The organism is Noviherbaspirillum sp. Root189 (assembly GCF_001428545.1).
GTDB lineage: Bacteria > Pseudomonadota > Gammaproteobacteria > Burkholderiales > Burkholderiaceae_D > Noviherbaspirillum.
This window is the reverse complement of sequence record NZ_LMHZ01000038.1, coordinates 1-23,640: the sequence shown is the minus strand read 5'-3', so window position 1 is coordinate 23,640 and position 23,640 is coordinate 1. Positions and strand designations below refer to the sequence as shown.

Annotated in this window: 24 protein-coding genes; 18 read left to right on the top strand and 6 right to left on the bottom strand. The window is 55.8% G+C overall.

Translation table 11 applies throughout. The features are described 5' to 3' along the window. Positions 1–83: 83 nt before the first annotated feature. The 9 genes from ASE07_RS20355 (at position 84) to ASE07_RS20315 (ending at position 8,262) form a co-directional block, all read left to right on the top strand. The gene (locus tag ASE07_RS20355; protein ID WP_057292665.1) at positions 84–1,898 is read left to right on the top strand and encodes an acyl-CoA dehydrogenase; all 1,815 of its coding nucleotides are present in this window, start codon (positions 84–86) and stop codon (positions 1,896–1,898) included. 107 nt (positions 1,899–2,005) lie between these two features. Then, positions 2,006–2,791 (top strand): SDR family oxidoreductase, encoded by a 786-nt coding sequence (locus ASE07_RS20350; protein ID WP_057292654.1) that lies wholly within the window; start codon positions 2,006–2,008, stop codon positions 2,789–2,791. After that, positions 2,791–3,228, top strand: a complete 438-nt coding sequence (locus ASE07_RS20345) for a PaaI family thioesterase (protein WP_057292653.1) — start codon at positions 2,791–2,793, stop codon at positions 3,226–3,228. The genes ASE07_RS20350 and ASE07_RS20345 overlap by 1 nt, the downstream gene beginning before the upstream one ends. A 46-nt stretch (positions 3,229–3,274) precedes the next feature. Continuing rightward, complete coding sequence (locus tag ASE07_RS20340) at positions 3,275–4,270, top strand: NADP-dependent oxidoreductase (RefSeq protein WP_057292652.1); 996 nt, start codon at positions 3,275–3,277, stop codon at positions 4,268–4,270. A 229-nt stretch (positions 4,271–4,499) separates the two neighbouring features. Further along, entirely contained in the window at positions 4,500–5,429 is a 930-nt protein-coding gene (locus tag ASE07_RS20335) for a glutathione S-transferase family protein (RefSeq protein WP_057292651.1), read from the top strand. 80 nt (positions 5,430–5,509) lie between these two features. Further along, the gene (locus tag ASE07_RS20330; RefSeq protein WP_057292650.1) at positions 5,510–6,415 is read left to right on the top strand and encodes an SDR family oxidoreductase; all 906 of its coding nucleotides are present in this window, start codon (positions 5,510–5,512) and stop codon (positions 6,413–6,415) included. Positions 6,416–6,448: 33 nt separating this feature from the next. Further along, positions 6,449–7,339 carry an alpha/beta fold hydrolase gene (locus ASE07_RS20325; RefSeq protein ID WP_057292649.1) on the top strand — a complete coding sequence of 297 codons (891 nt, stop codon included), beginning with the start codon at positions 6,449–6,451 and terminating at the stop codon, positions 7,337–7,339. A gap of 60 nt (positions 7,340–7,399) precedes the next feature. Continuing rightward, the gene (locus ASE07_RS20320; protein WP_057292648.1) at positions 7,400–7,837 is read left to right on the top strand and encodes an acyl-CoA thioesterase; all 438 of its coding nucleotides are present in this window, start codon (positions 7,400–7,402) and stop codon (positions 7,835–7,837) included. Next, the gene (locus ASE07_RS20315; RefSeq protein ID WP_200960988.1) at positions 7,834–8,262 is read left to right on the top strand and encodes a GNAT family N-acetyltransferase; all 429 of its coding nucleotides are present in this window, start codon (positions 7,834–7,836) and stop codon (positions 8,260–8,262) included. The genes ASE07_RS20320 and ASE07_RS20315 overlap by 4 nt, the downstream gene beginning before the upstream one ends. Positions 8,263–8,325: 63 nt before the next feature. On the opposite strand, the gene ASE07_RS20310 is transcribed toward ASE07_RS20315, so the two are convergent. From ASE07_RS20310 to ygfZ, 3 genes are read right to left on the bottom strand one after another with little or no spacing between them, the layout of a single operon-like run. Beyond that, positions 8,326–9,051, bottom strand: a complete 726-nt coding sequence (locus tag ASE07_RS20310) for an NRDE family protein (RefSeq protein ID WP_057292647.1) — start codon at positions 9,049–9,051, stop codon at positions 8,326–8,328. Next, positions 9,042–9,329: a DUF4936 family protein gene (locus ASE07_RS20305; RefSeq protein WP_057292646.1), complete on the bottom strand. Its 288-nt coding sequence runs from the start codon at positions 9,327–9,329 to the stop codon at positions 9,042–9,044. The genes ASE07_RS20310 and ASE07_RS20305 overlap by 10 nt, the downstream gene beginning before the upstream one ends. Positions 9,330–9,357: 28 nt before the next feature. Next, on the bottom strand, positions 9,358–10,395 hold the full coding sequence (gene ygfZ, locus ASE07_RS20300; protein WP_082584333.1) for a CAF17-like 4Fe-4S cluster assembly/insertion protein YgfZ: 1,038 nt from the start codon (positions 10,393–10,395) through the stop codon (positions 9,358–9,360). A 159-nt stretch (positions 10,396–10,554) separates the two neighbouring features. On the opposite strand from ygfZ, the gene mltG reads away from it, so the two are divergent. The 7 genes from mltG to ASE07_RS20265 all read left to right on the top strand — a co-directional run bounded on the left by mltG (position 10,555) and on the right by ASE07_RS20265 (position 18,906). Beyond that, complete coding sequence (gene mltG / locus ASE07_RS20295) at positions 10,555–11,535, top strand: endolytic transglycosylase MltG (RefSeq protein ID WP_057292663.1); 981 nt, start codon at positions 10,555–10,557, stop codon at positions 11,533–11,535. Between the two features lie 33 nt (positions 11,536–11,568). Beyond that, entirely contained in the window at positions 11,569–12,177 is a 609-nt protein-coding gene (gene tmk, locus ASE07_RS20290) for a dTMP kinase (protein WP_057292644.1), read from the top strand. A 19-nt stretch (positions 12,178–12,196) separates the two neighbouring features. Further along, complete coding sequence (locus ASE07_RS20285; protein WP_057292643.1) at positions 12,197–13,234, top strand: DNA polymerase III subunit delta'; 1,038 nt, start codon at positions 12,197–12,199, stop codon at positions 13,232–13,234. Positions 13,235–13,262: 28 nt separating this feature from the next. Then, the gene (locus tag ASE07_RS20280) at positions 13,263–13,655 is read left to right on the top strand and encodes a PilZ domain-containing protein (RefSeq protein ID WP_235548547.1); all 393 of its coding nucleotides are present in this window, start codon (positions 13,263–13,265) and stop codon (positions 13,653–13,655) included. Positions 13,656–13,680: 25 nt separating this feature from the next. Then, positions 13,681–14,190 carry a GNAT family N-acetyltransferase gene (locus ASE07_RS20275; protein WP_057292642.1) on the top strand — a complete coding sequence of 170 codons (510 nt, stop codon included), beginning with the start codon at positions 13,681–13,683 and terminating at the stop codon, positions 14,188–14,190. 667 nt (positions 14,191–14,857) lie between these two features. Then, positions 14,858–16,840 carry a hybrid sensor histidine kinase/response regulator gene (locus tag ASE07_RS20270; protein ID WP_057292641.1) on the top strand — a complete coding sequence of 661 codons (1,983 nt, stop codon included), beginning with the start codon at positions 14,858–14,860 and terminating at the stop codon, positions 16,838–16,840. Between the two features lie 530 nt (positions 16,841–17,370). Beyond that, entirely contained in the window at positions 17,371–18,906 is a 1,536-nt protein-coding gene (locus tag ASE07_RS20265; RefSeq protein WP_057292640.1) for a methyl-accepting chemotaxis protein, read from the top strand. Positions 18,907–18,937: 31 nt separating this feature from the next. On the opposite strand, the gene ASE07_RS20260 is transcribed toward ASE07_RS20265, so the two are convergent. The 3 genes from ASE07_RS20260 to ASE07_RS20250 all read right to left on the bottom strand — a co-directional run bounded on the left by ASE07_RS20260 (position 18,938) and on the right by ASE07_RS20250 (position 20,462). Next, positions 18,938–19,609: an SOS response-associated peptidase gene (locus ASE07_RS20260; RefSeq protein WP_057292639.1), complete on the bottom strand. Its 672-nt coding sequence runs from the start codon at positions 19,607–19,609 to the stop codon at positions 18,938–18,940. A gap of 114 nt (positions 19,610–19,723) precedes the next feature. Next, positions 19,724–19,951 (bottom strand): NUDIX domain-containing protein, encoded by a 228-nt coding sequence (locus tag ASE07_RS20255; protein WP_057292638.1) that lies wholly within the window; start codon positions 19,949–19,951, stop codon positions 19,724–19,726. Positions 19,952–19,994: 43 nt separating this feature from the next. After that, positions 19,995–20,462 carry a hypothetical protein gene (locus ASE07_RS20250; protein ID WP_057292637.1) on the bottom strand — a complete coding sequence of 156 codons (468 nt, stop codon included), beginning with the start codon at positions 20,460–20,462 and terminating at the stop codon, positions 19,995–19,997. Between the two features lie 990 nt (positions 20,463–21,452). Between ASE07_RS20250 and ASE07_RS20245 the strand changes: the two genes are divergently transcribed. Next, complete coding sequence (locus ASE07_RS20245) at positions 21,453–22,184, top strand: intradiol ring-cleavage dioxygenase (protein WP_057292661.1); 732 nt, start codon at positions 21,453–21,455, stop codon at positions 22,182–22,184. A 393-nt stretch (positions 22,185–22,577) separates the two neighbouring features. Further along, positions 22,578–23,123, top strand: a complete 546-nt coding sequence (locus ASE07_RS28315) for a M23 family metallopeptidase (RefSeq protein ID WP_082584331.1) — start codon at positions 22,578–22,580, stop codon at positions 23,121–23,123. Positions 23,124–23,640 lie beyond the last annotated feature (517 nt).

The following is a 23,640-nucleotide window of genomic DNA, read 5'->3' as shown; positions in this document are numbered from 1 at the left end:
ACGCATCTGGACAAGCTCATGTCCGACTATTTCAACATGCTTATTGATTCCTGCTGCAATTGATGCGGCAGGCGGGGCTCATCATGCAATCGAAAATCCTCTCTCGTCGCGACCTCGAATTCCTGCTGTACGAATGGCTCGATTCCGAGGCGCTGACCAAGCGCGCACGCTACGCCGATCATTCCCGCGAAACCTTCAACGCGGCAATGGATACCTGCGAACGGATCGCAACCGATCTGTTCGCGCCGCATAACAAGAAAAGCGACCAGGAAGAGCCGCATTTCGACGGCGAAACTGTCCATATGATCCCGGAAGTCAAGACCGCGCTCAAAGCATTCTGCGACGCCGGCCTGATGGCGGCAGGGCAGGACTACGACTTCGGCGGCATGCAGTTGCCATGTGTGATCGAGAAGGCGGGCTTCGGCTACTTCAAGGCGGCCAACGTCGGCACTTCGTCCTATCCCTTCCTGACGATTGGTAACTCCAATACGCTCCTCAAGTGCGGCACGCCGGAGCAGATCGACACCTTCGTCAAGCCCATGCTGGAAGGCCGTTTCTTCGGCACCATGTGCTTGTCCGAGCCCCAGGCCGGTTCTTCGCTGTCGGACATCGTCACCCGCGCCGAGCCGCAGGAAGACGGCACCTACCGCCTCAAGGGCAACAAGATGTGGATTTCCGCAGGCGAGCATGAGCTGTCGGAAAACATTGTGCATCTCGTCCTTGCCAAAGTGCCGGATGAAAACGGCAAATTGATTCCAGGCGTGAAAGGCATCTCACTGTTCATCGTGCCGAAAAAGCTGGTCAACAAGGACGGTTCCCTGGGCGAACGCAATGACGTCGTCCTGGCTGGCCTGAACCACAAGATGGGCTATCGCGGCACCACCAACTGCCTGCTCAATTTTGGCGAAGGCAAGTTCAAACCGGGCGGCAAGGCTGGCGCGGTCGGCTATCTCGTCGGCGAAAAGCACAAGGGGCTGGCCAACATGTTCCACATGATGAACGAGGCCCGTATCGGTGTTGGCCTTGGCGCCGTCATGCTGGGCTACACCGGCTACCTGCATGCGCTTGAATATGCACGTGAACGGCCGCAGGGACGCCATCCGATGGCAAAAGACCCGGCTCAGCCCCAGATTCCCATCATCCAGCACACCGATGTCAAGCGCATGCTGCTGGCGCAGAAGGCCTATGTTGAAGGCGGCCTCGCGCTCAACCTGTATTGCGCACGCCTAGTGGACGAGGAGCGTACCGCTGAATCGGAAGACGTCCGTCGCCATTCGACATTGTTGCTCGATATCCTGACGCCGATCGCCAAATCCTGGCCCTCGCAATGGTGCCTCGAAGCGAATAACCTCGCAATCCAGGTGCATGGCGGTTACGGTTACACCCGCGAGTACAACGTCGAACAGTTCTATCGCGATAACCGCCTCAATCCGATCCATGAAGGCACGCACGGTATTCAGGGCTTGGACCTGCTGGGACGCAAGGTATCGATGCAGGGTGGTGCCGCCTTCAAGGCGCTCGGCGTGGAAGTGCAGAAGACCATTGCCAAGGCAATGGAAGTACCTGAACTGAGCGGCTATGCCAAGTCGCTGGGCGCGGCACTGCAGCGCATCGAGAAGGTGACGCAGGCCTTGTACGGTGCGAGTGACATGAACAAGACGCTGGCGAATGCCTCTGTCTACCTGGAAGCCTTCGGCCATACGGTGGTTGCGTGGATGTGGCTGCAGCAGGCGCTGCTGTCGACCGGAAAATCCGGCCACGATGCCGACTTCTACCAAGGCAAGCTGCAAGCCTGCGCCTATTTCTTCAAATGGGAATTGCCAAAGATCCAGCCTCAGCTTGACCTGCTAGAAAGCATCGACACAACGACGCTCGACATGCAGGATGCATGGTTCTGAGCTAGTTGGTGAGCACAAGTAAACTTGCGACAATGACTCTCGTAAAAGCGGTATCTCCGTCATACTGGCGCAGATACCGCCGCACGACCACAACATCAGGAGACAGTATGCGTACCACACAACAACTTTTTGACCTGACCGGTAAAACTGCACTCGTGACCGGCGGCTCCCGTGGCCTGGGATTGCAAATAGCCGAAGCACTCGGCGAGCAGGGCGCCAGGATCGTCCTGTCATCGCGCAAGCAGGCGGACCTCGATGAAGCCGTTGCACACCTGAAAGGACGCGGCATCGAAGCCAGCGCCATTGCGGCCGACCTGTCGCAGGAAAGCGCGGTGGCTCCGCTGGTTGCCGAAGCCATGAAGCGACTCGGCCATATCGACATCCTGGTCAACAATGCCGGTGCGACATGGGGCGCGCCCGCCGAAGATCATCCGGTCGAGGCGTGGGACAAGGTGATGAACCTCAACATCCGCAGTATCTTCCTGCTATCGCAGGCAGTCGGCAAACAGTCGATGATTCCACGCAAGTACGGCCGCATCATCAACGTGGCATCCATCGCCGGCCTGTCGGGCAACGGCCCGGATTCCATGCAGACCATTTCCTACAATACCTCGAAGGGCGCGGTCGTCAATTTCACGCGCACCCTGGCGGGCGAATGGGGCAAGCACGGCATTACCGTCAATGCGCTGGCACCAGGTTTCTTCCCGTCGAAGATGACCAAGGGCGTGCTGGAAAATTTTGGCGCCGACAACCTCGCCAAGCGCGCACCGCTGCAGCGCATCGGCGATGATGAAGACCTGAAGGGTGCGGCATTGCTGTTCGCCTCCGATGCTGCCAAGCACATCACCGGTCAAATTCTCGCCGTCGATGGCGGTGTCTCTGCTGTTCACTGATGGATCAACATTCGACACCTCAGCCTTTTTCATCCGAGATTCCCTTCCTCCATGATTTGGGCGTGGAGTTTCTCGGTATGGGAAACGGTGAAGCGCAAGTCGCGCTGAATCTGGAAAAGCGGCACATGAATAGCTGGATGGTCACGCATGGTGGCGTGACCATGACGCTGCTGGACGCGGTGATGTCAATGGCCGGCCGTTCGCTCGACCCGACTGCTCGTGGCGGCGTGACGGTGGAAATGAAAACCAGTTTCATGCAGCCCGGTGGGCATCCCGGCGGGCGCATTATCGCCAAAGGCAAGGCAATTCATCACTCGAGCAGCATGTGCTTTTGTGAAGGAGAACTATGGAACGGCGACAAACTTGTCGCCAAGGCCATGGGTACTTTCAAGTATCTCAGGCGCGTGGATGTCGGCAGCAAGATGGATCACGAATAAGCATATCCTTTGCGTACCTGAGCAAACCATTAATCGCGAGGCAACAATGAATACCTACAAGCGCCTGGTTCTGGCATCCCGCCCCAAGGGCGAAGTATCGCCTGACAATTTTCGCCTGGAAGAAGTCCCGGTTCCGACACTCAAGGACGGGGAAGTCCTGATCCGCAATCACTATCTGTCACTTGATCCCTACATGCGCATGCGCATGGAAGATGTGAAGAGCTACGCAGCACCACAGGCAATCGGCGAGACCATGGTCGGCGGAACCGTCGGCGAAATCGTCGAATCAAAAAATCCGAAGTTTGCTGTCGGCGACAAGGTACAGGGCATGATGGGCTGGTCGGAAATGGGTGTTTCTGACGGCAACCTGTTGCGCAAGCTGGACACGACGCATGTGCCGCTGTCTGCCTACCTCGGCTCGGTGGGCATGCCGGGTATGACCGCATGGTACGGGCTGACACAGATCATGCAGCCTAAGGAAGGCGAAACGATCGTCGTCTCGGCCGCAAGCGGTGCGGTAGGCAGCGTAGTCGGGCAGCTGGCCAAGGTACGCGGTTGCCGTGCGGTGGGGATCGCCGGCGGCAAGGAGAAATGCGATTACGTGGTCAATGAATTGGGCTTCGATGCCTGCGTTGACTACAAGGCGGGTAACCTGGTGGAAGACCTTGCGAAGGCGACGCCGAATGGCATCGATGCGATCTTCGAAAACGTCGGCGGCCAGGTATTTGACGCGGCACTTGCCCGCATGAATCCGTTTGGCCGTATCGCGCTGTGCGGGTTGATTGCCGGTTATGACGGCGAACCGATGGCGATCAATAATGTACGGACCTTCCTCACGATGCGTCTGACCATGCGTGGTTTCATCGTGTCCGAGCATATGGAATTCTGGCCGCAGGGTCTGAAGGAACTGGGCACACTCGTCGCAAGCGGCAAGCTGAAATTCCGCGAGTCGGTAGCGCAGGGTCTGGAATCGGCGCCTGAGGCGTTCATCGGCCTGCTGAAGGGCAAGAACTTCGGCAAGCAGTTGGTCAAGCTGATTTGAGCATTACCCAGAAGTCTTTAAGGCCTTGATGTTCCCTTCCCCCTACGCGGGCCGCCTTGAAGGGGAAGGGACTACAACGGACTTGGCGCGCGCTTGCCGCGCACTTGCCGACTTGTAGCTAGTGATCCGCTCTCTGTCGGAGTAATGCGTCGCCGCGCGATCCTGCTGCGCAAGCGCGATATAACATCAAAGACTGGCCATAACAGTCATCGAAAATCAGGAGACACCGATGTCCGGCATCATCTTCCATCATTATCCGAATTCCCCTTTTTCCGAAAAAGTTCGCCTGCTGTTCGGCTACAAAAAATTGCCATGGACGTCGGTAATCATTCCGACCATCATGCCCAAGCCTAGTCTCACGGCACTGACCGGTGGTTATCGCCGTACGCCCGTGATGCAAATCGGTGCGGATATCTATTGCGATACGTCGCTCATCTGTGACGTGCTGGAAAAAATGGCACCTAGCCCGACCATCTACCCAAAGGACAGCGAAGGCATCGCCCGCACGCTCGCGCAATGGGCGGACACGACCTTGTTCTGGACCATGATCGCCTATGTATTCCAGCCGGCGTCAATCCCGCATCTGCTAGGCAATGTCACTCCCGAGCAAATGAAGGCGTTCTCGGCGGACCGCGCGGCGATGCGCAGTAACGCGCCGCGCATGTCGGTACCGGAGGCGACCGGGGCCCTTACCGCCTATCTGGGCCGATTGGAAAACATGCTTGCCGATGGCAAGCCTTACCTGCTCGGCCAACAAGCGACGATCGCCGATTTTTCGGTGTACCACTCCGTCTGGTTCATCCAGCGCGCTCAACCGGTTGCGGGGATTCTGAACGCAACGCCGGCGCTGAAGGAGTGGGCTGTACGCATGGCCGCGTTCGGGCATCATGCGTTTGAAAAAATGAATGCCGAGGAGGCATTGCAGATTGCTCGCAATAGTAAATCCGTTGTCGGCGGCGATGCCGTATTTGTCGATACCCATGGTGTGGCGCTTGGCGACCGTGTCGCGATCATGCCGACTGATTATGCCATCGACCCAGTCGAAGGCGACCTGATTGTCTCGACTGCTACTGAATTTGCTGTCCGCCGGGAAGACCCGCAAGCCGGCACGGTCGTCGTGCACTTTCCGCGCATCGGCTTTCAGCTCAAGAAAGTATAAGCCTGGCTTGAATCAGGTTTGAATCAGGTTTGAACCGGCGTTGAGCTTCAGGATAGATATATAAAATTACAGGAGATACCATGAAAGAGTTCAAGGATAAAGTTGCCGTCATCACCGGCGGCGCCAGCGGCTTCGGTCGTGAATTTGCCAATATCGGTGCGCGTCTCGGCATGAAGCTTGTGCTCGCCGATGTCCAGCAAGATGCCCTCGATAAGACACGCGCCGAACTTGAGGCCCAGGGCGCAGAGGTCCTGGCCGTACGTTGCGATGTGCGCAAAGCGGAGGCGGTCCAGGCACTCGCCGATGCGACGATGGAGCGCTTCAAGGCGGTCCACCTGGTATTCAATAATGCGGGCGTTGGTTCCGGCGGTCTGATCTGGGAAAATTCGATTGCAGACTGGGAATGGGTCCTTGGCGTTAATCTCTGGGGCGTTATCCACGGCGTGCGCACCTTCACGCCGCTGATGCTGGAATGCGCAAAAAATGAGCCGGGTTATCAGGGCCACATCGTCAATACCGCGTCCATGGCAGGCTTGCTCAATGCGCCCAACATGGGCATCTACAACGTGTCCAAGCACGCGGTCGTGTCGCTGTCCGAGACATTGTTCCAGGACCTGCAACTGATCAAGGCTCCGATCGGCGCATCGGTGCTGTGCCCCTATTTCGTCCCGACGGGCATCAGTCAGTCGCAACGCAATCGTCCGGATGATGTCAAGGAGGAGGGCGGACCGACTGCCAGCCAGCAGGCTGCGCAAGCGGTGTCGGAAAAGGCGGTTTCCTCTGGTAAGGTCCGCGCCGCGGAAGTGGCGCAGCGTACCTTCGACGCGATTCGCAACGACGCGTTTTATATTTATTCTCATCCGCACGCGCTGGGCAATGTGCAGACGCGCATGGAAGATATCATTCTGCAGCGCAATCCCAGCGATCCGTTTGCCGCCGCGCCGCAGATCCGCGAAATGCTGCAGGCCAAGTTGAGCGTCAAGTAATCCGCTGCGCCACCACTGCAAGGAGAAACCAGGATGACTGCTGCAATCCGTAGCAACCAATATGCCGATCTCCCGAACGGCATGCGACTGCACTATGCCAGCGCGGGCGAAAAGGGCAAGCCCCTGATGCTGTTCGTACACGGCTTCCCCGAGTTCTGGTATGAGTGGGAGGCGCAGTTACAGGAATTCGGTGGCGATTATTTTGCAGTAGCGCCCGACCTGCGCGGCTTCAATCTCTCCAGCATGCCGTCCGACCTTTCGGCGTACAAGGCAAAACATATTGTTGAAGACTTGCGCCTGCTGGCCGCGCATCTTGGTTACGACAAGTTTGTGATGGTGGCGCACGACTGGGGCGGCGCGGTGGCATGGAATTTTGCGATTGCCTTGCCACAGCTTCTGCATAAGCTCGTCATCATCAATTCACCACATCCCTATCTGTTCACCAAGGCACTGGCCGAGGATCCTGAGCAAAAAGCCGCAAGCGAATACATGAACTGGCTGCGAGCGGAGGGCTCGGAAGCCGCGTTGGCAAAAGATGATTTTGCCCTGCTTGAACGCCTGCTCAATGGCATGGGACGTTCGCCGACGCCGTGGTTCACGCCGGAGGTGCGTGTCCGGTACCATGAATGCTGGTCACGCGGGTTGACGGGCGGTGTGAACTACTATCGTGCTTCGCCCTTGCATCCCCCGACCGACGATCATCAGGGGCCGCTCAAGCTGCAGTTGAATCCGGAAGACTTCCGTATCAAGGTGCCGACCGGCGTGATCTGGGGTGAACAGGACATTGCGCTTCCCAAGAGTCTGCTCAATGGACTTGAGGACCTGATCGACGATGTAACAATCGAACGTATCCCGGAAGGCACGCACTGGATCGTGCATGAGCAGCCTGAGCGCGTGAACCGCCTGATACGTTCCTTTCTGTAGCGCGCAGAAGAAGGTAGAAATCGGTCATAATTCCGCTCACATTCACCACTCCCGATCACTATGGCACGCGAAGATTTTTCCTTTTTCCATTCCCTGCGCGTACGCTGGGCCGAAGTCGACATGCAGGGCATTGTCTTCAACGGCCATTACCTGACGTATTTCGATGTCGCGTTCACTGAATACTGGCGTGCGAGTGGTTTGCCGACGGCCATGCAGCAGGCCGAGGAAGGATGCGAAATGTTCGCCCGCAAAGCGACCATCGAATACCAGGCGCCGGCACGCTTTGATGATGTGCTGGATATCGGTGTGCGCTGCGCTGCATTCGGTCGTACCTCCGTCAGGTTCGTCCTTGAAATTCATCTCGGCGATCAACACCTCATTTCCGGCGAACTGGTCTACGTGTATGCGGACACGACGCTGCGCAAAGGCGTTCCCTGGCCTCAGGAATGGCGTGACACCATGACACGCATGGAAAAGATTGCACCCGAGGCGGCATGACGATACGCCTCACCCTGGGCGACTGGGCCTCGCAGCAGGCCGGTGCAAAACCGGTCAGGCACGAGGTCTTCGTGGTCGAACAAAAGGTGCCGCTCGACATGGAATGGGATGAGATGGACGACGTCTCGCTGCATGCCGTCGTGTATGGCAATGAAGGACAGCCCATCGCCACCGGGCGTCTTCTACCCGATGGGCGCATCGGCCGCATGGCGGTCGTGAAGGACATGCGTGGCGACGGCATCGGTGGCCTGGTGTTGCAGGCGCTGATGGAGCAAGCACGCGAGCGCGGTGACCGCGAGGTCGTACTCAGCGCACAGACGCATGCCGAAGCTTTTTATCAGCGTTATGGATTTTCCCGCCGGGGCGAAGAATTCATGGAAGCGGGAATACCGCATATCGAGATGCGGCATGTCTTTGCTGAGTAGTTCAAGTGCAGCTTGCGAGATAGGTTTCGCTGATAGGGGCCAACAAGCCTGGCATATCACCCGTTAGCGTATTACTTGCTCCTGGAGCGCGGCAGTTCCATTTGAAAAAACCCGCGCCACTGTCGATGTCCGCGTGCCGTATTCAGGCGATTGTATGCACACCGCCGATAACACTCTTTCCCATTCGAGGCTGACACCGGTTTTCGGCAAACGGCAATCCGGCGCGCGCGCCGTATCGGTCAGCATTTCGAAATAGGCATCTTCGGGTGCGCCCTGGCAGAGCAGGCTGGAGAACTGCGCCTTGGTGCGCACTACCTTGGGCCAGGGATCGTTCAGCAGGCCATTCGACAATCCATACACGCCAGGTGCAAGAGCTTTGCCGTTACGCTCATCATTGGTCGCGGCATTAGTCAACCATACCAGTTTGTCGGCGTCACCCACGAGCAAGTTGAACCCGTTGTACTGGCTGGCCTGCGGCGCAATGGATGCAATGTAGGCTTCCGGCCCCATATCCCCGGTCAGGTAACCGGCCACCAGTTCACCGCGCGATGGCGCAGGTTCACGTTTTGTCAAGGGATCGCGCACGTTGGTGATCGCTGCGAAGCGGCCATCACGGGTCACGCCCATCCAGGTACCGCCACCGCGCAAGTCGCGTCCAGCGTACACCTGCGAATAATCGGTCCACCAGTCGGCCGGCGCTGCGGGACGTTCATAAAACTCATCGCGGTTACCCGCTGCGACCAGAGGGATTGCGGGTACGACCTGCCAGGCAAAGACGATCAGGCACATGGGGAAACATCCACAAAATGTTCGGTATGGCGCGGGCCGTGAATAAGCGCGTTCAGCTGCGTATCAGTCACGGCCCGTTCGAGCACTGCTTCAAAGCCCGCAGGAACCGACAGGTAGACCTCCATCCATGTCTGCATGCCATCGGTCTCGGCAGGGCGCCGCTTCAGTCGGCTCACGATACCATATTCCCGTGAAAGGGATTGCTGCATGGTCTCAGCGCGGGCCTGCAGCAGCGGTGCGTCGCTAGTCGCGACGCGATAGTAGATGTACAAGTCCACGGATGTCTTCGCCTCGATGTATCCGCCTTCATGCGGGTAGCGCGTAGGGGAGTTTGGCGAACGCAAGGACCGGGCCCTGCGCAGAGCCGAGATGGACCGCGCCTTCCTCGGCAGCAGCGATCTTGAGTTCGACCAGGCAATCGACGCCACTTTGCAAATTGCGCTCTGCGTTCACCACCATCCCGCATGGCTGTCCTGGGTCGGTGCTGGAAAAGACCTCCATGCCGGGACGGACTTCCGCACCCTCAACGGTCGCCAGCAGCATGCGACGTTTTTGCTTGCCGAGGTACTGGCTGCGGGCGACGATTTCCTGGCCGGGATAGCAACCCTTCTTGAAGTTCACACCGCCAATCAACTCGAAGTTGACCATTTGCGGCACGAATTGCTCCTGTGTCGGTTGCGTAATTTGCGGTACGCCGGCGTGGATGTCGGTGAGTCGCCAGAGGCTGGTGTCGACCGGCGTCATCGATTTGGCCAGTTCTGGCCAGACCTGTTGCGCAATCGCCGTGGCCGCAATCCATTGATATCGCGGCGAGCCAAAGGCGTCCGGAAGGCGGATCAGGGAGCCGGATGCCGAATCCTGCTTGGCAAATGCTTGCGTGGGAACGCTGGGAAACCATTGTTTCAATACCTCGGCTGCCGCTTCACCACCCAAGCCCAGTACGGCATACTGATCGCCGGCATCGTTTAGTCTGGCCTTGGAGCGCAGCACAAACATTTGCAGCCGCTTTTGCACTGTGGTCTGGATTTGGCGGGGAAGTTCAAGGAAAATGGTGGCTTCCGTACGCCACATCAGGAAGGATGCGAGCAGCCGGCCCTTGGGCGTGCAATACCCGGCAAGCCGCGCTTCGGACGCAGGTAGATGCTCCACGTCATTGGTGAGTTGATTGTGCAGGAAAGTCGGGCTGTCTTCACCAGTGATGGCGATCAGGCCAAGATCGCCCAGGGGCGATACATAAGCCCTCGGAAGTTGTCCTGCCGGACGAGGGCCATCGAATTCCGCCGCGCCGTCATCGGGGTTGATGCGCGCGCCGCTATCGGCGAGAAATTGCAACCATGGGTTCATAGTGATTGTCATACGCTGGGGAATTATTCAATTATCATCATGGCTTGATTATAGTGAGGTCTCGGGAAACGCGTCCGGCGTCCATCAAACCTTGCAAAGCCGTCCAAGGCGCCCAAACCGTGCGACGATGGCCGACCAGCGATTCAGGATTCAGTTTTGATTAAAAAGTTTATTTTCAGCATCATCGTATTCGTCGCGCTTGCCGCTGCCGGCGTCACTTTTATCGCCAACCAGCCAATCATTGGCCGAGAGGACAGGCCGATCGAATTTTCGGTCAAGGCAGGCAGTAGCGTGCGCAGTACCAGCCAGCAAATTGCTGAAGCCGGCGTTCCCGTCAACCCATGGGTATTCGAACTGCTTGCCCGGTTGACTGGCAAGGCATCCCGGCTCAAGGCCGGCAGCTATGAGGCCAAGCCAGGCACCACGCCGCTGACGCTGATCGATCAGCTGGTGCGCGGCGAATTTGCGCAGGAAGGACTCGCCATCATCGAAGGCTGGTCGTTCAAGCAGATGCGCCAGGCCATCGCCGCCCATCCTGCGATCAGGCACGACACTGCCGGTATGTCTGACCGCGAACTGCTGGAAAAAATCGGGGTGCAATACACCCATCCCGAAGGTTTGTTTTTTCCCGACACCTATCGCTTCGCAAAGGGAGCAAGCGATCTGATTATTTACAAACAGGCGCATGCGCTGCTGCAGAAACGCTTGAACGAGGCTTGGGCACGCCGCAGTCCGTCCGTGCCGTACAAGTCGCCCTACGAGGCGCTGATCATGGCATCGATCATCGAAAAGGAAACCGGTCAGAAGTCCGAACGCAACCTGATTGCCGCCGTGTTCGTAAACCGCCTCAGGAAGGGCATGCTTTTGCAAACCGACCCGACCGTCATCTATGGCATGGGCGAGAAATTTCAGGGCAATATCCGCAAACGCGATCTCGAAACCGACACGCCGTACAACACCTACATGCGGGTCGGTTTGCCACCGACCCCCATTGCATTGCCGGGCGCGGAATCGCTCGAAGCCGCGTTGAATCCTGCAAATTCCGACGCCCTGTATTTTGTGGCGCGGGGCAACGGCACCAGCGAATTTAACAAAAACCTTGCCGACCATAACCGCGCCGTCAACAAATACCAGCGATAATGCCGAGTGCATTGATCATTACGGTATCGCCTCATGACACTTGGTAAATTTATCACTTTTGAAGGCATCGATGGCGCCGGCAAGTCCACGCATATCGCCTTCGTCGCGGACCTGCTGAAAGAGCGCGGCAAGTCCGTCGTCATGACGCGCGAACCGGGTGGTACGCCGCTCGGTGAAAAGCTGCGCGAACTGCTGCTACACGAAAAGATGCACCTTGAAACGGAAGCGCTGCTGATGTTCGCCGCCCGGCGCGAACACCTCGCGCAAGTTATCGAACCGGCACTGGCGCGCGGCGACTGGGTCATCTCCGACCGCTTTACCGATGCCAGTTTCGCCTATCAGGGAGGAGGTCGAAAACTGGATTTCGATAAACTGGAAGCACTGGAAAAATGGGTGCATCCGAAGCTGCAGCCTGATCTGACCTTACTGTTCGACGTGCCACTTGACGTTGCAAGAGCCCGGCTTGACGCTACCCGTGCACTCGACAAATTCGAGCAGGAAAAGGCTGACTTTTTTGCCGCGACCCGGGACGCCTACCTGCGCCGGGCCGCGCAGTATTCCCAACGCTTCCGTGTAATCGACTCCACCATGCCAATGGAAGCGGTGCGTGACGTGGTACGCGGCATCGTGTGCGACCTGTAAGACGAAAGACTGGCAAACGATGACATCTCCCTTGTTTCCTTGGCAAGACGGCTCCTGGCAGCAGTTGCAGCAATTGCGAGAAAGGCTGCCGCACGCCATTCTGTTTCATGGCGCCCAAGGCATCGGTAAAACCGTATTCGCCGAGCATTTTGCCCAGTCGCTGTTGTGCCAGACGCCTGCTGCAGGTGGTCATCCCTGCGGCAAATGCGATGCCTGCGGCTGGTTCACCCAGTACAGCCATCCGGACTACCGTCGGGTACGGCCTGAAGTCCTTGATGAGGACGACGGCGCCGACGGCGAGGAAGCCGAGGCCGGTGAAGGAAAGAAAAGCAAGGCGACCAAGGCGCCGTCGAAAGAAATCAAGATCGACCAGATACGCGCACTCGCAGATTTCATGAACGTGTCGACCCACAGGCAAGGCCTGCGCGTCGTCGTCCTGTATCCGGCGGAGGCGCTGAATACCGCAGCGGCCAATGCACTCCTGAAGACGCTCGAGGAGCCGCCGCCGTCCACCATGTTCCTGCTGGTATCCAATAGCATCGAGCGCTTGTTGCCGACGATTCTTTCGCGCTGCCGCAAGTTTGGCATGCCCATGCCTTCACCCGACGAGGCGCTGGGGTGGCTGCAGCAACAAGGGGTGAAGGATGCCGACCTGTGGCTGGCCGAGCAGGGTGGAGCGCCACTGGCTGCCCACGACATGGCGCAGAGTGATGCGCATGACATCATGGACGAGTTTCTGCGTGCGCTGGCCCGTCCCGGCACTGAAGGTGCGCTGAAAACCGCCGACAGGCTGCAAAAGGCGCCGGTCACCGACCTTGTTGCATGGTTGCAGCGCTGGCTGTACGACGTGTTTTCACTCAAACTTTCAGGCAGAATCCGGTATTATCCGCGTTACCGGAAGGAAATTACGGCATTGGCCGAGCAAGCGGATGTGAGCAATTTGCTACGTGGGCTGAAGTCGGTGAAAGAGCGACGCGCGATAGCGGACCATCCGCTGTCGGCCAAGCTATTCATTGAAGACATGTTGCTCGATTACGCTGCGCTATTCCCTTCCTGAACCGAGCTTTTAGTCTCAAAGGACATCCATGGCCGAAAATACCGTCATGCCGCAACCTGCAGGCGCCACCGGCGCGGCTCTCGCGCGTCCTTCAGTCCTGTCTCTGCCGATCAAGGAAAAAGCAGCGTTATATGCGGCGTACATGCCGTTTTTGCAGAATGGCGGCATTTTCGTCCCGACCAACAAGCCTTACAAACTGGGCGACGAAATCTACCTGATCCTTACCCTGATGGACGATCCGACAAAATATCCAATCGCCGGCAAGGTCGCCTGGGTGACGCCTTCGGGCGCCAACAATAACAAAGCACAGGGGATCGGTGTTCATTTCTCTTCCGACGAAAGCGGATTGCGGGTCAAACAGCGTATCGAGGAACTACTCGGCGCCGCACTGCGCTCATCCCGCGCTACGCATACCTTGTAACCCATAATAAATTTGCCTCTGCATCATGTCTGCCAAGTACGCTTATCAGCATCGCCTCGCTCGTTTCGACGACTTGCCCGCCATCGTCGACATCTACAACAGTACGGTTGCATCGCGTGAAGTCACAGCCGATACCGAACCGGTCAGCGTGGAGTCTCGCCATGCCTGGTTCGCGGAACATACACCGGAACGTCGCCCGCTGTGGGTGGTGGAACAGGAAGGCAAGATACTCGGCTGGTTGTCTTACTCGAACTTTTACGGGCGACCCGCTTATTCCGGGACGGCGGAACTGTCGATCTATATTCACGAAGACATGCGTGGCAAAGGGCTCGGACGTTATCTGCTACAACAGGCGATCGACTTTGCCCCCCAGATCAAAGTGCATACGTTGTTGGGCTTTATCTTTGGACATAACCAGCCTAGCCTTAAACTGTTCGATGCCTTCGGATTTGAACGGTGGGCAAACATGCCGCGCGTGGCGACGCTGGATGGCATCGAACGTGATCTCATTATTCTTGGAAAGCGCGTCGCCTGAATCGGAAGGCGCGGCGATGGCTCCTGTCGCTGCGTGCTAAAGCGCTTTCCCCCTGACTGAACAGAGGTCGGGGGAAAAGCTCTCGGCGCCCCTCGTATCAAAATGCCGCCAGCAAAGCGACCAGCGTCGATGTACAGTCATGCCGAGAATATTTTACTTTGGCACGCATCGCTCGATGCGTTGCTAACGCGCGGAAACTTGCCACGCGCCACAGATGCTTTACCGTGAACTTATTTTCACTCCCGTTAAAGTGCTTAACGCCTCACAAAGGCTGCTGAATCTCAAACCCTCGCCGCCCAAGCCGTGGAGAATAAGCACGAGCCATCTGTCACCCTGATTCGTGACGGATGTCAATATTTTCAGGCAGATCGGTACGGTGTTAGAGATGCCACCGCGTGGTCACAAGGCAATTTCCTGATGGGCTTGACGATGGAGGTGAAGCGCCTGTGCAAACCAACTCAGCGGAAGAGAAGCAATAAGTTACCTTGCTGCCAACGCTGAGCCAATGAAGATTTTTCGATGCTCTTTTGCACGTTTTCAATAGCTGGAAAAGTATGTCGGAACTGACAAGCACGTATCGTCAAAACGATCACTCCCAATCCGGCCCGCCTGTCGACGTAACGCATTCCTCCCTGCCATGCGGTATGGGTGCTTACCTGGAGTAAACATGACGAGACCGGAACCGGTCAACATCCTGTTGGTAGACGACCAGCCAGCCAATCTTTTGGCAATCGAGACCATACTCGACAAGCTTGGCGAAAACCTGATATCCGCTTCCTCAGGCGAGGAGGCGTTACGGCATGTTCTCAGTATGGACTTTGCCGTTATTCTGCTCGATGTGCGCATGCCTACGATGAGCGGATTCGACACGGCGCGGATGATACGCACCCATCCCAAGTCGAACCGGACGCCAATCATCTTTCTCACGGCCGCACCTGACGACCCGAATTTTCCAGTGGACGAAGCCTATGCGCTCGGTGCGGTCGATTACCTGACCAAGCCTATCATTCCTACGGTTCTGCAGGCGAAAGTGTGCTTTTTCGTTGACTTGTATCGCAAGACGATCGATCTTGCCCGGATCGAAAGGGAGCGCCACGCTGCAGCCCTCGGTGAAAAGGATGCCCGGATTCGCCTGTTGCTCGAGAACCTCAAAGACTACGCTTTCGTTGTGACGGATGTGGATGGCTGGATTACCGAGTGGGAAGGGGGCGCCGAAGCAATTACGGGTTGGACTGCCCGGCAGGCAATCGGCAAACCCTTGTCGATGCTTTTTACCCACGAAGACCGTATTGCGGGGCGGCCAGATACCGAAATGACGGAGGCCAAGGAGCATGGTCGATGCGAAGACAAGCGCTGGCATGTCTGCAAGGACGGAAGCCGATTTTATGCTGATGGGGTGACCGTTGCCCTGAACGATGCAAAGGGTGCCCTGCGCGGCTTCACCAAGATATTCCGGGACGTGACCGGTGAAAAGCGCGTGGCCGATAATTTGCGCAGGCTGGCGACCGATCTTGCCGAAACGGATCGCCGAAAGACCGAATTCCTTGCCACTCTTGCACACGAGCTGAGAAATCCGCTGGCACCGTTGCAGAACGGGCTTGAAATCATGCGGCTGTCTGCCGGCAATGCCGAGGTTCTTGGCAGGACACGCGACATGATGGAACGCCAGCTGACTCACATGGTGCACTTGGTCGATGATCTTCTCGATGTGGCGCGTATCACGCGCGGCAAGGTCCATCTGAAAAAGGAGCGGGTACAACTGAAGAACATCGTTGATAGCGCGGTCGAGACCAGCATGCCCCTGATCCAGACATCGCGGCATCAACTTGTTGTACAGGTGGCCGCGGAAACCATGGTGCTGGATGTTGATCCGACGCGGCTGGCGCAAGTGGTGAGCAATCTGCTGAATAATGCATGCAAATACACTCCCGCGGGCGGCCGCATCGCTCTCACGGCTGAACGCGACGGGAACCAGGCGGTCATTGCCGTCACCGATAACGGCGTCGGTATTCCCGAAGGTTTGTTACCGAGCGTTTTTGATATGTTCACCCAGGTCGGGCAAAACAAGGAGCAGGCGCAGGGCGGTCTTGGTGTCGGACTGACTCTGGTGCGGCGTCTTGTAGAACTCCATGGGGGAGCCGTTACGGCCAGCAGCGAAGGGCCAGGGTGCGGCAGTACCTTCACTGTACGCCTGCCTCTGGTCTTGCAGGCATCTGAGGAACCGGAAACGTCGCTTCCCTTAGCGGCATCGATTGGCCATATCAATAAGCGCGTATTGGTCGTTGATGACAATAGTGATGTAGCAGAAAGTCTTTCGGCATTGCTGCAGGTAGGAGGCTATACCACCCGTGTAGCTAACGACGCCATGCAGACTTTCGAGATGGTGCAAGACTTCAAACCCGAGGTGGTATTCCTCGATATCGGAATGCCAGGAATGAATGGCTACGAAGTCGCACGCACTTTACGCAAAACTCCCGGCATGGAACAAGTTGTCCTGGTTGCCTTGTCAGGGTGGGGAAGCGAGAGCGACAGAAAGCGGTCACGAGCAGCCGGATTTGACGGACATCTGACCAAGCCAGCAGGGCTTGCCGCCGTTAATCGACTTCTGTCGCGATTGTCCTGGTCGCGCAATGCTGCTCACAGCAGCTGATACCAATCCCCGCCCATCACGCAACATGAGATCGCGTCTTTTTCCGGGGGCGCCGAGCCGCCTGCCGGCGTTGCACGCGTCGTCAATGCCCGCTATTGAGTCTTCCTGCGCCTTGCCAGTCAAAAAAATCCATCGATGTCATTCGTTACGTTACGGGTCAGAATTGATCTGAGCTCTTGCACATCGTTTCCGCAGGTTGATTGAATCGTCATCGCCCGTCACATGATGTGACGCGTGGTCGGCCGACATCCGCATAGCTGTACTTTTCTCATGTTTATACAAATGCTATTTTTTATGGCAACTAGTTAAAACGCTTCTAACAAAATTGCCCATTCGTTATGGCAGTTTTGCCACATCTATCGATATTTCCGATTTGAAATCGTTCTCTGGTGGCCGGATCAAAACTGCGCGCGGTACTATTTTCCTAAGCGTATTTGCGTTGTTCCTTTCAATTGCATGGCCAACGGCCGCTCAAACATTTTCAATTCAATCTTCTTGCAGCAAATGCAGTACGGTTTCGGGGTTATTTCATGTTTTTAAAATTTAAGATTGGCGCTCGTCTCGGCCTTGGATTTGGCTTTGTTCTCGCCTTGACGGCGATTATGATCGTAGCAGGTGTGTGGAGGCTCATTGCCGCAGAGGCGGCAACAGACCGATTAGTGGAGGCGTCAGAAAAGCAGGTGCTGGCCGAAGAGTGGCTGCGTGGAATAGCTAACAATGCAATCCGAACCTCCGCAATAGGAAAGGTCGGCGGCGAAGACGATGTCAAGCTACTCGAAAAACAGATGGCTGAACAAAGCGCGGAAATCAGCGCCTTGCAGAAAAGAATTGAGCCACTGGCGACCAGTCCCGACGAAAAGCAGTTAATGTCCAATGTCGCCGAGACACGTGCTTTGTATCGGGACATTCGCCAGCAGGTAATGAAGATGAAGGCTGATGGACAAGCTCCCGAGGCCAAGGAGCTAAGCGACTCGAAAATGCTGCCGGCCATGGCCGCATATGTTGCGGCGGTACAAGCGTATCGGGATCATCAGAGCTCGCGTTTTCATCAGATGCATGAAGAGCTCGATGCCATCTACGTAGCTAGCCGTATCCTGCTCATCGTGCTTGGAGCACTGAGCGTGGTGATCGGAGCCATTTTCGCAGCCATGCTGGCTCGCGGCATTACAAAGCCGCTGTCGGAAGCGGTTCAACTTGCCCATTCTGTTGCGCAGGGCGATCTTACGGTCAGGCTGGAAGCGCGTTCCCATGACGAAACCGGCGAACTGGTCAGAGCCCTTGGCGAGATGAGAGATAGCCTGCTGCGCACCGTGCAAGAGATCCGTAGTGGTACCAGTGCGATGACTGTAGCGTCTGGCGAGATAGCCGCCGGCAATCTGGATCTTTCAACCCGCACCGAACAGCAGGCAAGTTCACTTGAAGAAACCGCTTCGGCCATGGAACAACTCACATCGGCGGTAAGGAACAACACTGACAACGCCCGCCAGGCCGATCATCTCGCAGAGTCCGCGTCAGCGGTAGCGAGCAAGGGCGGCGTCGCGGTGATGGATGTGGTAGGAAAAATGGAGGCGATCAACGCGTCATCGCGCAAGATTGTCGACATCATTGCTGTGATTGATGGCATCGCGTTTCAGACCAACATACTCGCACTGAATGCGGCAGTCGAAGCGGCGCGGGCTGGCGAACAGGGCAGAGGTTTTGCTGTCGTGGCATCGGAAGTGCGTCAGCTGGCGCAGCGCTCTGCTGCGGCGGCCAAGGATATCAAGGCGCTGATTACTGAATCCGCGGAGGATGTACAAGCTGGCACACGCATGGTCAGTGACGCCGGCACGACAATGGCGGAGATTGTGAACGGCGTACAACGTGTTGCCGACATCATGAAGGAAATCCTCGCAGCGAGTGAAGAGCAAAGCAGCGGTATCGAAGAAGTGAATCGTGCAATCACGCAAATGGATCAGGTGACGCAGCAAAATGCCGCACTGGTGGAAGAAGCTGCTGCTGCTGCCGACTCCATGCAAAATCAGGCAACGAAGCTGGCGGAAATGGTGCGCTTCTTCAAGTTATGACGTCTTACAGCTCTTTTCCGATTTCAAACCTTTAAAGGAGAGAGCCTTGGATAGTTTTATGCGAACCCCGCGGTGCCGGATGTGCAGTCAGGGCATCCGCAGGGTAGCGTTCCAGGAAAACCGAAACTTCATCAACCGGGCAATGTAGCCATTCATCATATTGATCCGGACGGAGAATCACCAGCATACGTTTTTCATCATCCGGCCTGTGGAAGCGTTGCATCAGAGGGTGGCCGTCGGCATTGATAGTCAGCATTGAAAATGAGAGCAACGGCAAACCTTTGTCGGTAGCAGGTTTGTAGTCCCAGATCCCGGCAATGCCCAGAGGTTCACCATTGGCCGCCGCGATTTCCCAGCGCTCGGCTTTTCCAGACTCGTAACTCGGTTCATAGAACGACGCAGCCGGAATGACGCAGAACTGGCCATGCTTGAAGGCATGGCGGAAGCTCGGCTTGGTCGCTACGGTTTCAGCGCGTGCATTGTAGGTCTGGCGCGCGAGCTTCTCCTCCGCCCAATGCGGCACCATGCCAAACATGCCCAATGCGCAGGCTCGATCGCCCGGTAGGGCATCGGCGCGTGGTAGACGAATCAGTGGCGACATATAGCCTGGAAACGATTCGGCCTTGTATTCCGAATCCGGCGGCGCAACCTGAAAATGTTGTCGCAACTGGTCATGGGTCGATGGGATATAGTTCGCACACATGGCGGTATCCGTTCGCGTGGTTCGGAAAGGTCAGGGCATCAACGATCAGACCGGCTTGCAGATGCAGTCAGCTTTATTTTACGCGGCAACGCCGCACATTGTGCAACAGACAAGTCAGTAATTTGGCCGGTAGGCGAATCGGCCAAATTCTTCAAATGCATTGATATCAAACGTCAGGCCGGTCTCTTCAAACAACTCTCGCTGCGCAGCCACCAGAGTGGACTCACCGGCATCGAGCAATCCCTTGGGAATGTCCCAATGATTTTTCCCGGTGACATGGCAGAGAAGAATCTCGTCGCGTGCGTTGATGATCAGCGTTCCACAGGAAATGGCAGTTTTCATCGAAGCTCGCGACGATGATTGATAATTTGTCCAGCTATGATGCTTAGGCTTGCTGCGCCCGTTCCCAGAGGGTTAGATGATGCAGGATGTTCTCATTGTCCGAGGCTGCGTGGTCAATTTCTGCCCGTCCCTGAAACACATAACCTTGCAAGGTTACCGCCGTAAAGTAGGGTTTCATATCGCCTGGTCGTAACGGCGTTGCAATTGCCGTCCAGGAGGAATTGAGCGGACGGTCGTCCACTGTCAGCGATAATTCCTGGTCAATGCGGAAATAGGGAGTATTTTGAACGTGTGTACCACTGATTACCCTGGCCTTGTAGGCACCACCATGAAAGTCCGTAATGTCAATCACCGCGCCCGGTACCAGCTTGTCCTGTACCAGTTGCGCAAAGTGCTTTGTCAATGTGGCCAGCGTCGAAATTTTCCGTTGGTTGAGCCGGTCGAGTTCTTTCAATGAGGCGAGGACTTCTTCCTTAAAGGAAGCCGCTTTATGAATATTTGTGATTCCCATGGTTCCTTCTATTCCGAAACATCAGCAGAGGCGAACGCTCTGAAGAAATGCCCATGCTTCACTCGATATTTTATCCAAGGAAATTGTTTCGACTATATGGTCACGGTAATTTATTATCGGCTGTCGCGAAATGATCACTTGCAAAAAGTTTTGCAAATTTAAGTTGAACATTTCGGGAAGTTGATTCCTTGAGTCGCAGGTGTAGATCGCCCGATCAACTGAACGGCAGTCAAGGGAAAAATGCATAAGTGTTATCAAACGGAAAAGGCCCGCACCTCTTCAAAGAGTGCAGGCCTTTATTGCCACTTGTCTCCGCCATCTCTCTTTGGAAATGGATTTTTATACCGCATAAAAACTTTGGCCCTAATTCGTATTTACTACCATTGGGGATAATACGTATAGAGCTGACATGCTTGTAGTTTGCAAAGATTAACCCGATGTCGATGTACATCGATGCGTTGACGGCAGTCAAGAAATGGGATGCTTGTCGAGGGGAGCAATCGTAAAAGCGCTGTGTGCTGCAAGCTTGCGGCAAACATAGCTCAGGGGGCGCGTTGATGTAATGCGCGGCTGGACGTTATAGAAAAACGCGATGACTGAACGGGTGCGGGAGTGGTTGGTATGCCGCCCCGTTCTGATTCGGATCTGACGGCATACCTGGCTACCGTCATGCATATCAGTTGCATGTACAGCAGATGTACGAATGATAGAAGTTCGATGTTACGGCAGTATGACTTCACTCAGTAATTTTGTTTCCAATGAGAAGCGAAGTTTTGCAGGAAAAATTACCATACCAATAGGCATGAACACGCGTCAGCTGACACTATCACTATCGACGAAGGTCGGGACTTCAGGATCCAGGTCGGTGTTGGTTTTGGTTTTGGTAAAGGCCATTGCAGCACCTTGCGCCTCTGGCTCATCGCTGTAGTCGTTGGCTTTTGGTTTTTAGCTTTCAAATATGTTCGTATAATCGACAGCAAGGAGTCTGCCGTGAACAAAAAGGATCAGTTGTTGGAGCCCGATCAGGCAAGGCGTCGCACACTTATATTGCTTGGTAGTGCGGCGCTTGGTGCCGCAGGTTACGCTGAAACGGCCAGCGGCGGCGACGTTGAGTCCACCATGCCGGCGTGTGTCATAACACCTAAGCAGACCGAAGGTCCATTCTTTATTGATAAGCGTCTTCAGAGATCGGATATCCGTGCCGATCCAGCCAGCGAGGCAATCCGCGGAGGTACACCTCTCATGTTGACCCTGCGTGTTCATGCCGTTGGTCGGTCAGCGTGCTTGCCGGTGTCGGGCGCGATAGTCGATGTCTGGCATTGCGATGCAAACGGACAATACTCAGGCGCTGATCAGGAGACGGGAAACTTTGCGAGAGAAAGTTTTCTACGAGGTTATCAGGTAACTGGCGCTGACGGCGCCGTTCGCTTTATGACGATTTACCCCGGTTGGTATCCAGGCCGCGCAGTGCATATTCATTTCAAGGTGCGAACGGTGGCAAACGGAAACAGGAGAAGTGAATTCACCTCGCAGTTGTACTTCGATGACGGCATTACTGACATCGTGCACGCCAGTGGCATTTATCGTCGCCGCGGACGACGGGACGTGCTGAACACTGAAGACGGTCTGTTCCGGCATGGCGACGGAGCAAACCTGTTAATCAAGCCGGCTAAAACAACAGATGGTTACGCGGCAAATTTTGATATTGGTCTGCGTGCTTAGTGTCCGGTGCCTCTGCATCTCGCACCTTATGCCAGGGCGATTCTCTTAGTGAAGGTAACGCAAAGGAAAGTAGATTAGCGCGGCAAGGCCTAACGCACCGAGACAAGTCATCACTGCCACGATGACGCGCGATATTTTCTCAGCTCTGGGATCATGCGATTTGTTGCTCGATTCCTCGTTCACATCCGGTCCTTCGCGTCGGTCTATGGCCGTAAACCGGATTCTCGAAGCATAAGCGCGTCAAGTCAATTACCTACAAGACATGCACTGCAGCGATACAAGCACCATGACCGGTGTAATGCGTGCCTTCAGAACCAGTTACAAAGAATCAACTCCAATCCATGTATCGGCTCCGATGCGGATTCATTAGAATTAAGTGCTCGTCTTTTCTCCATGGTCCAGCAAGTACTTCGCCATCTTTACCTTGTAGCCATTATCAACGTGCTTATTGTTTTGATAAAGCCGATGATGGAGGCTGCGGCATTTCGCGTAGATCTCCTTTCCCAAGTGCCGGCCGAAGTTTTGCCGATACCTGTGGATCACATTCCAATCTTGGCACTCCGAAATTCATGGCACGCCCCACGCGACACAAACCGTCGACATGAAGGTATTGATATATTTGCAAAGCGCGGAACCCCTGTACGTTCGACAACTCGTGGTGTGGTAAGCCGGATTGCAAAAAGTAAACTCGGCGGAAACGTTGTCTGGGTATTGGGACCGGGCGGTCAGCGACATTATTACGCGCATCTCCAACAAGCAGCCAATATAAGAACCGGCCAACGAATCGATGCAGGAACGCTGCTCGGCTTCGTTGGCAATACCGGCAACGCAAAACATACGTCACCTCACCTTCATTACGGGATCTATACCCCCACAGGCGCTGTCAATCCTTTTCCTCTGCTTAGACCGAAGTCTTCTGACGAACATGACAGCCAATGAACTGTCCACGGATGTCCGTACAAAGTGCGTTGCTGCCCAATAAGGCAACTTGCTGACCTGAAACAGGAGCCGTCGGAGATGACGCGGCAAGTGTTCCTAACGTTGCATGGACGGCACATCGAAAAAAGATTTGCATGTCTCGTTTGGCTTTGCTATAGTTCGGCTCCCGTCGCGAAACGCAGCAAACAAAGCGAGCGCAGCAAGCGGTTTGAGCGGTGATGGGTATGGCGATGCGGGATGGAAATTCTGCGGCTTCTGCAGCAAAATTAAGGAATGCATGTTCTTGAATGTTGCCAGAAAAACGCCATATTGAATAAATGCTGGCCGACAAACACAACGATTTGACGGCGGTACGGCGGATGGAAATCTGTGGTACGGGCAGGATGGTTCTTTAACAAATAACAGCCGATAAGTGTGGGCGCTTGATGGAGTGCGGCGATGGTCTTTCGGGGCTATCGTGAAACTACAAGCATCAAGTGCTCACGAAGAAATATAGGTAAGATCGCAAGAGATTACC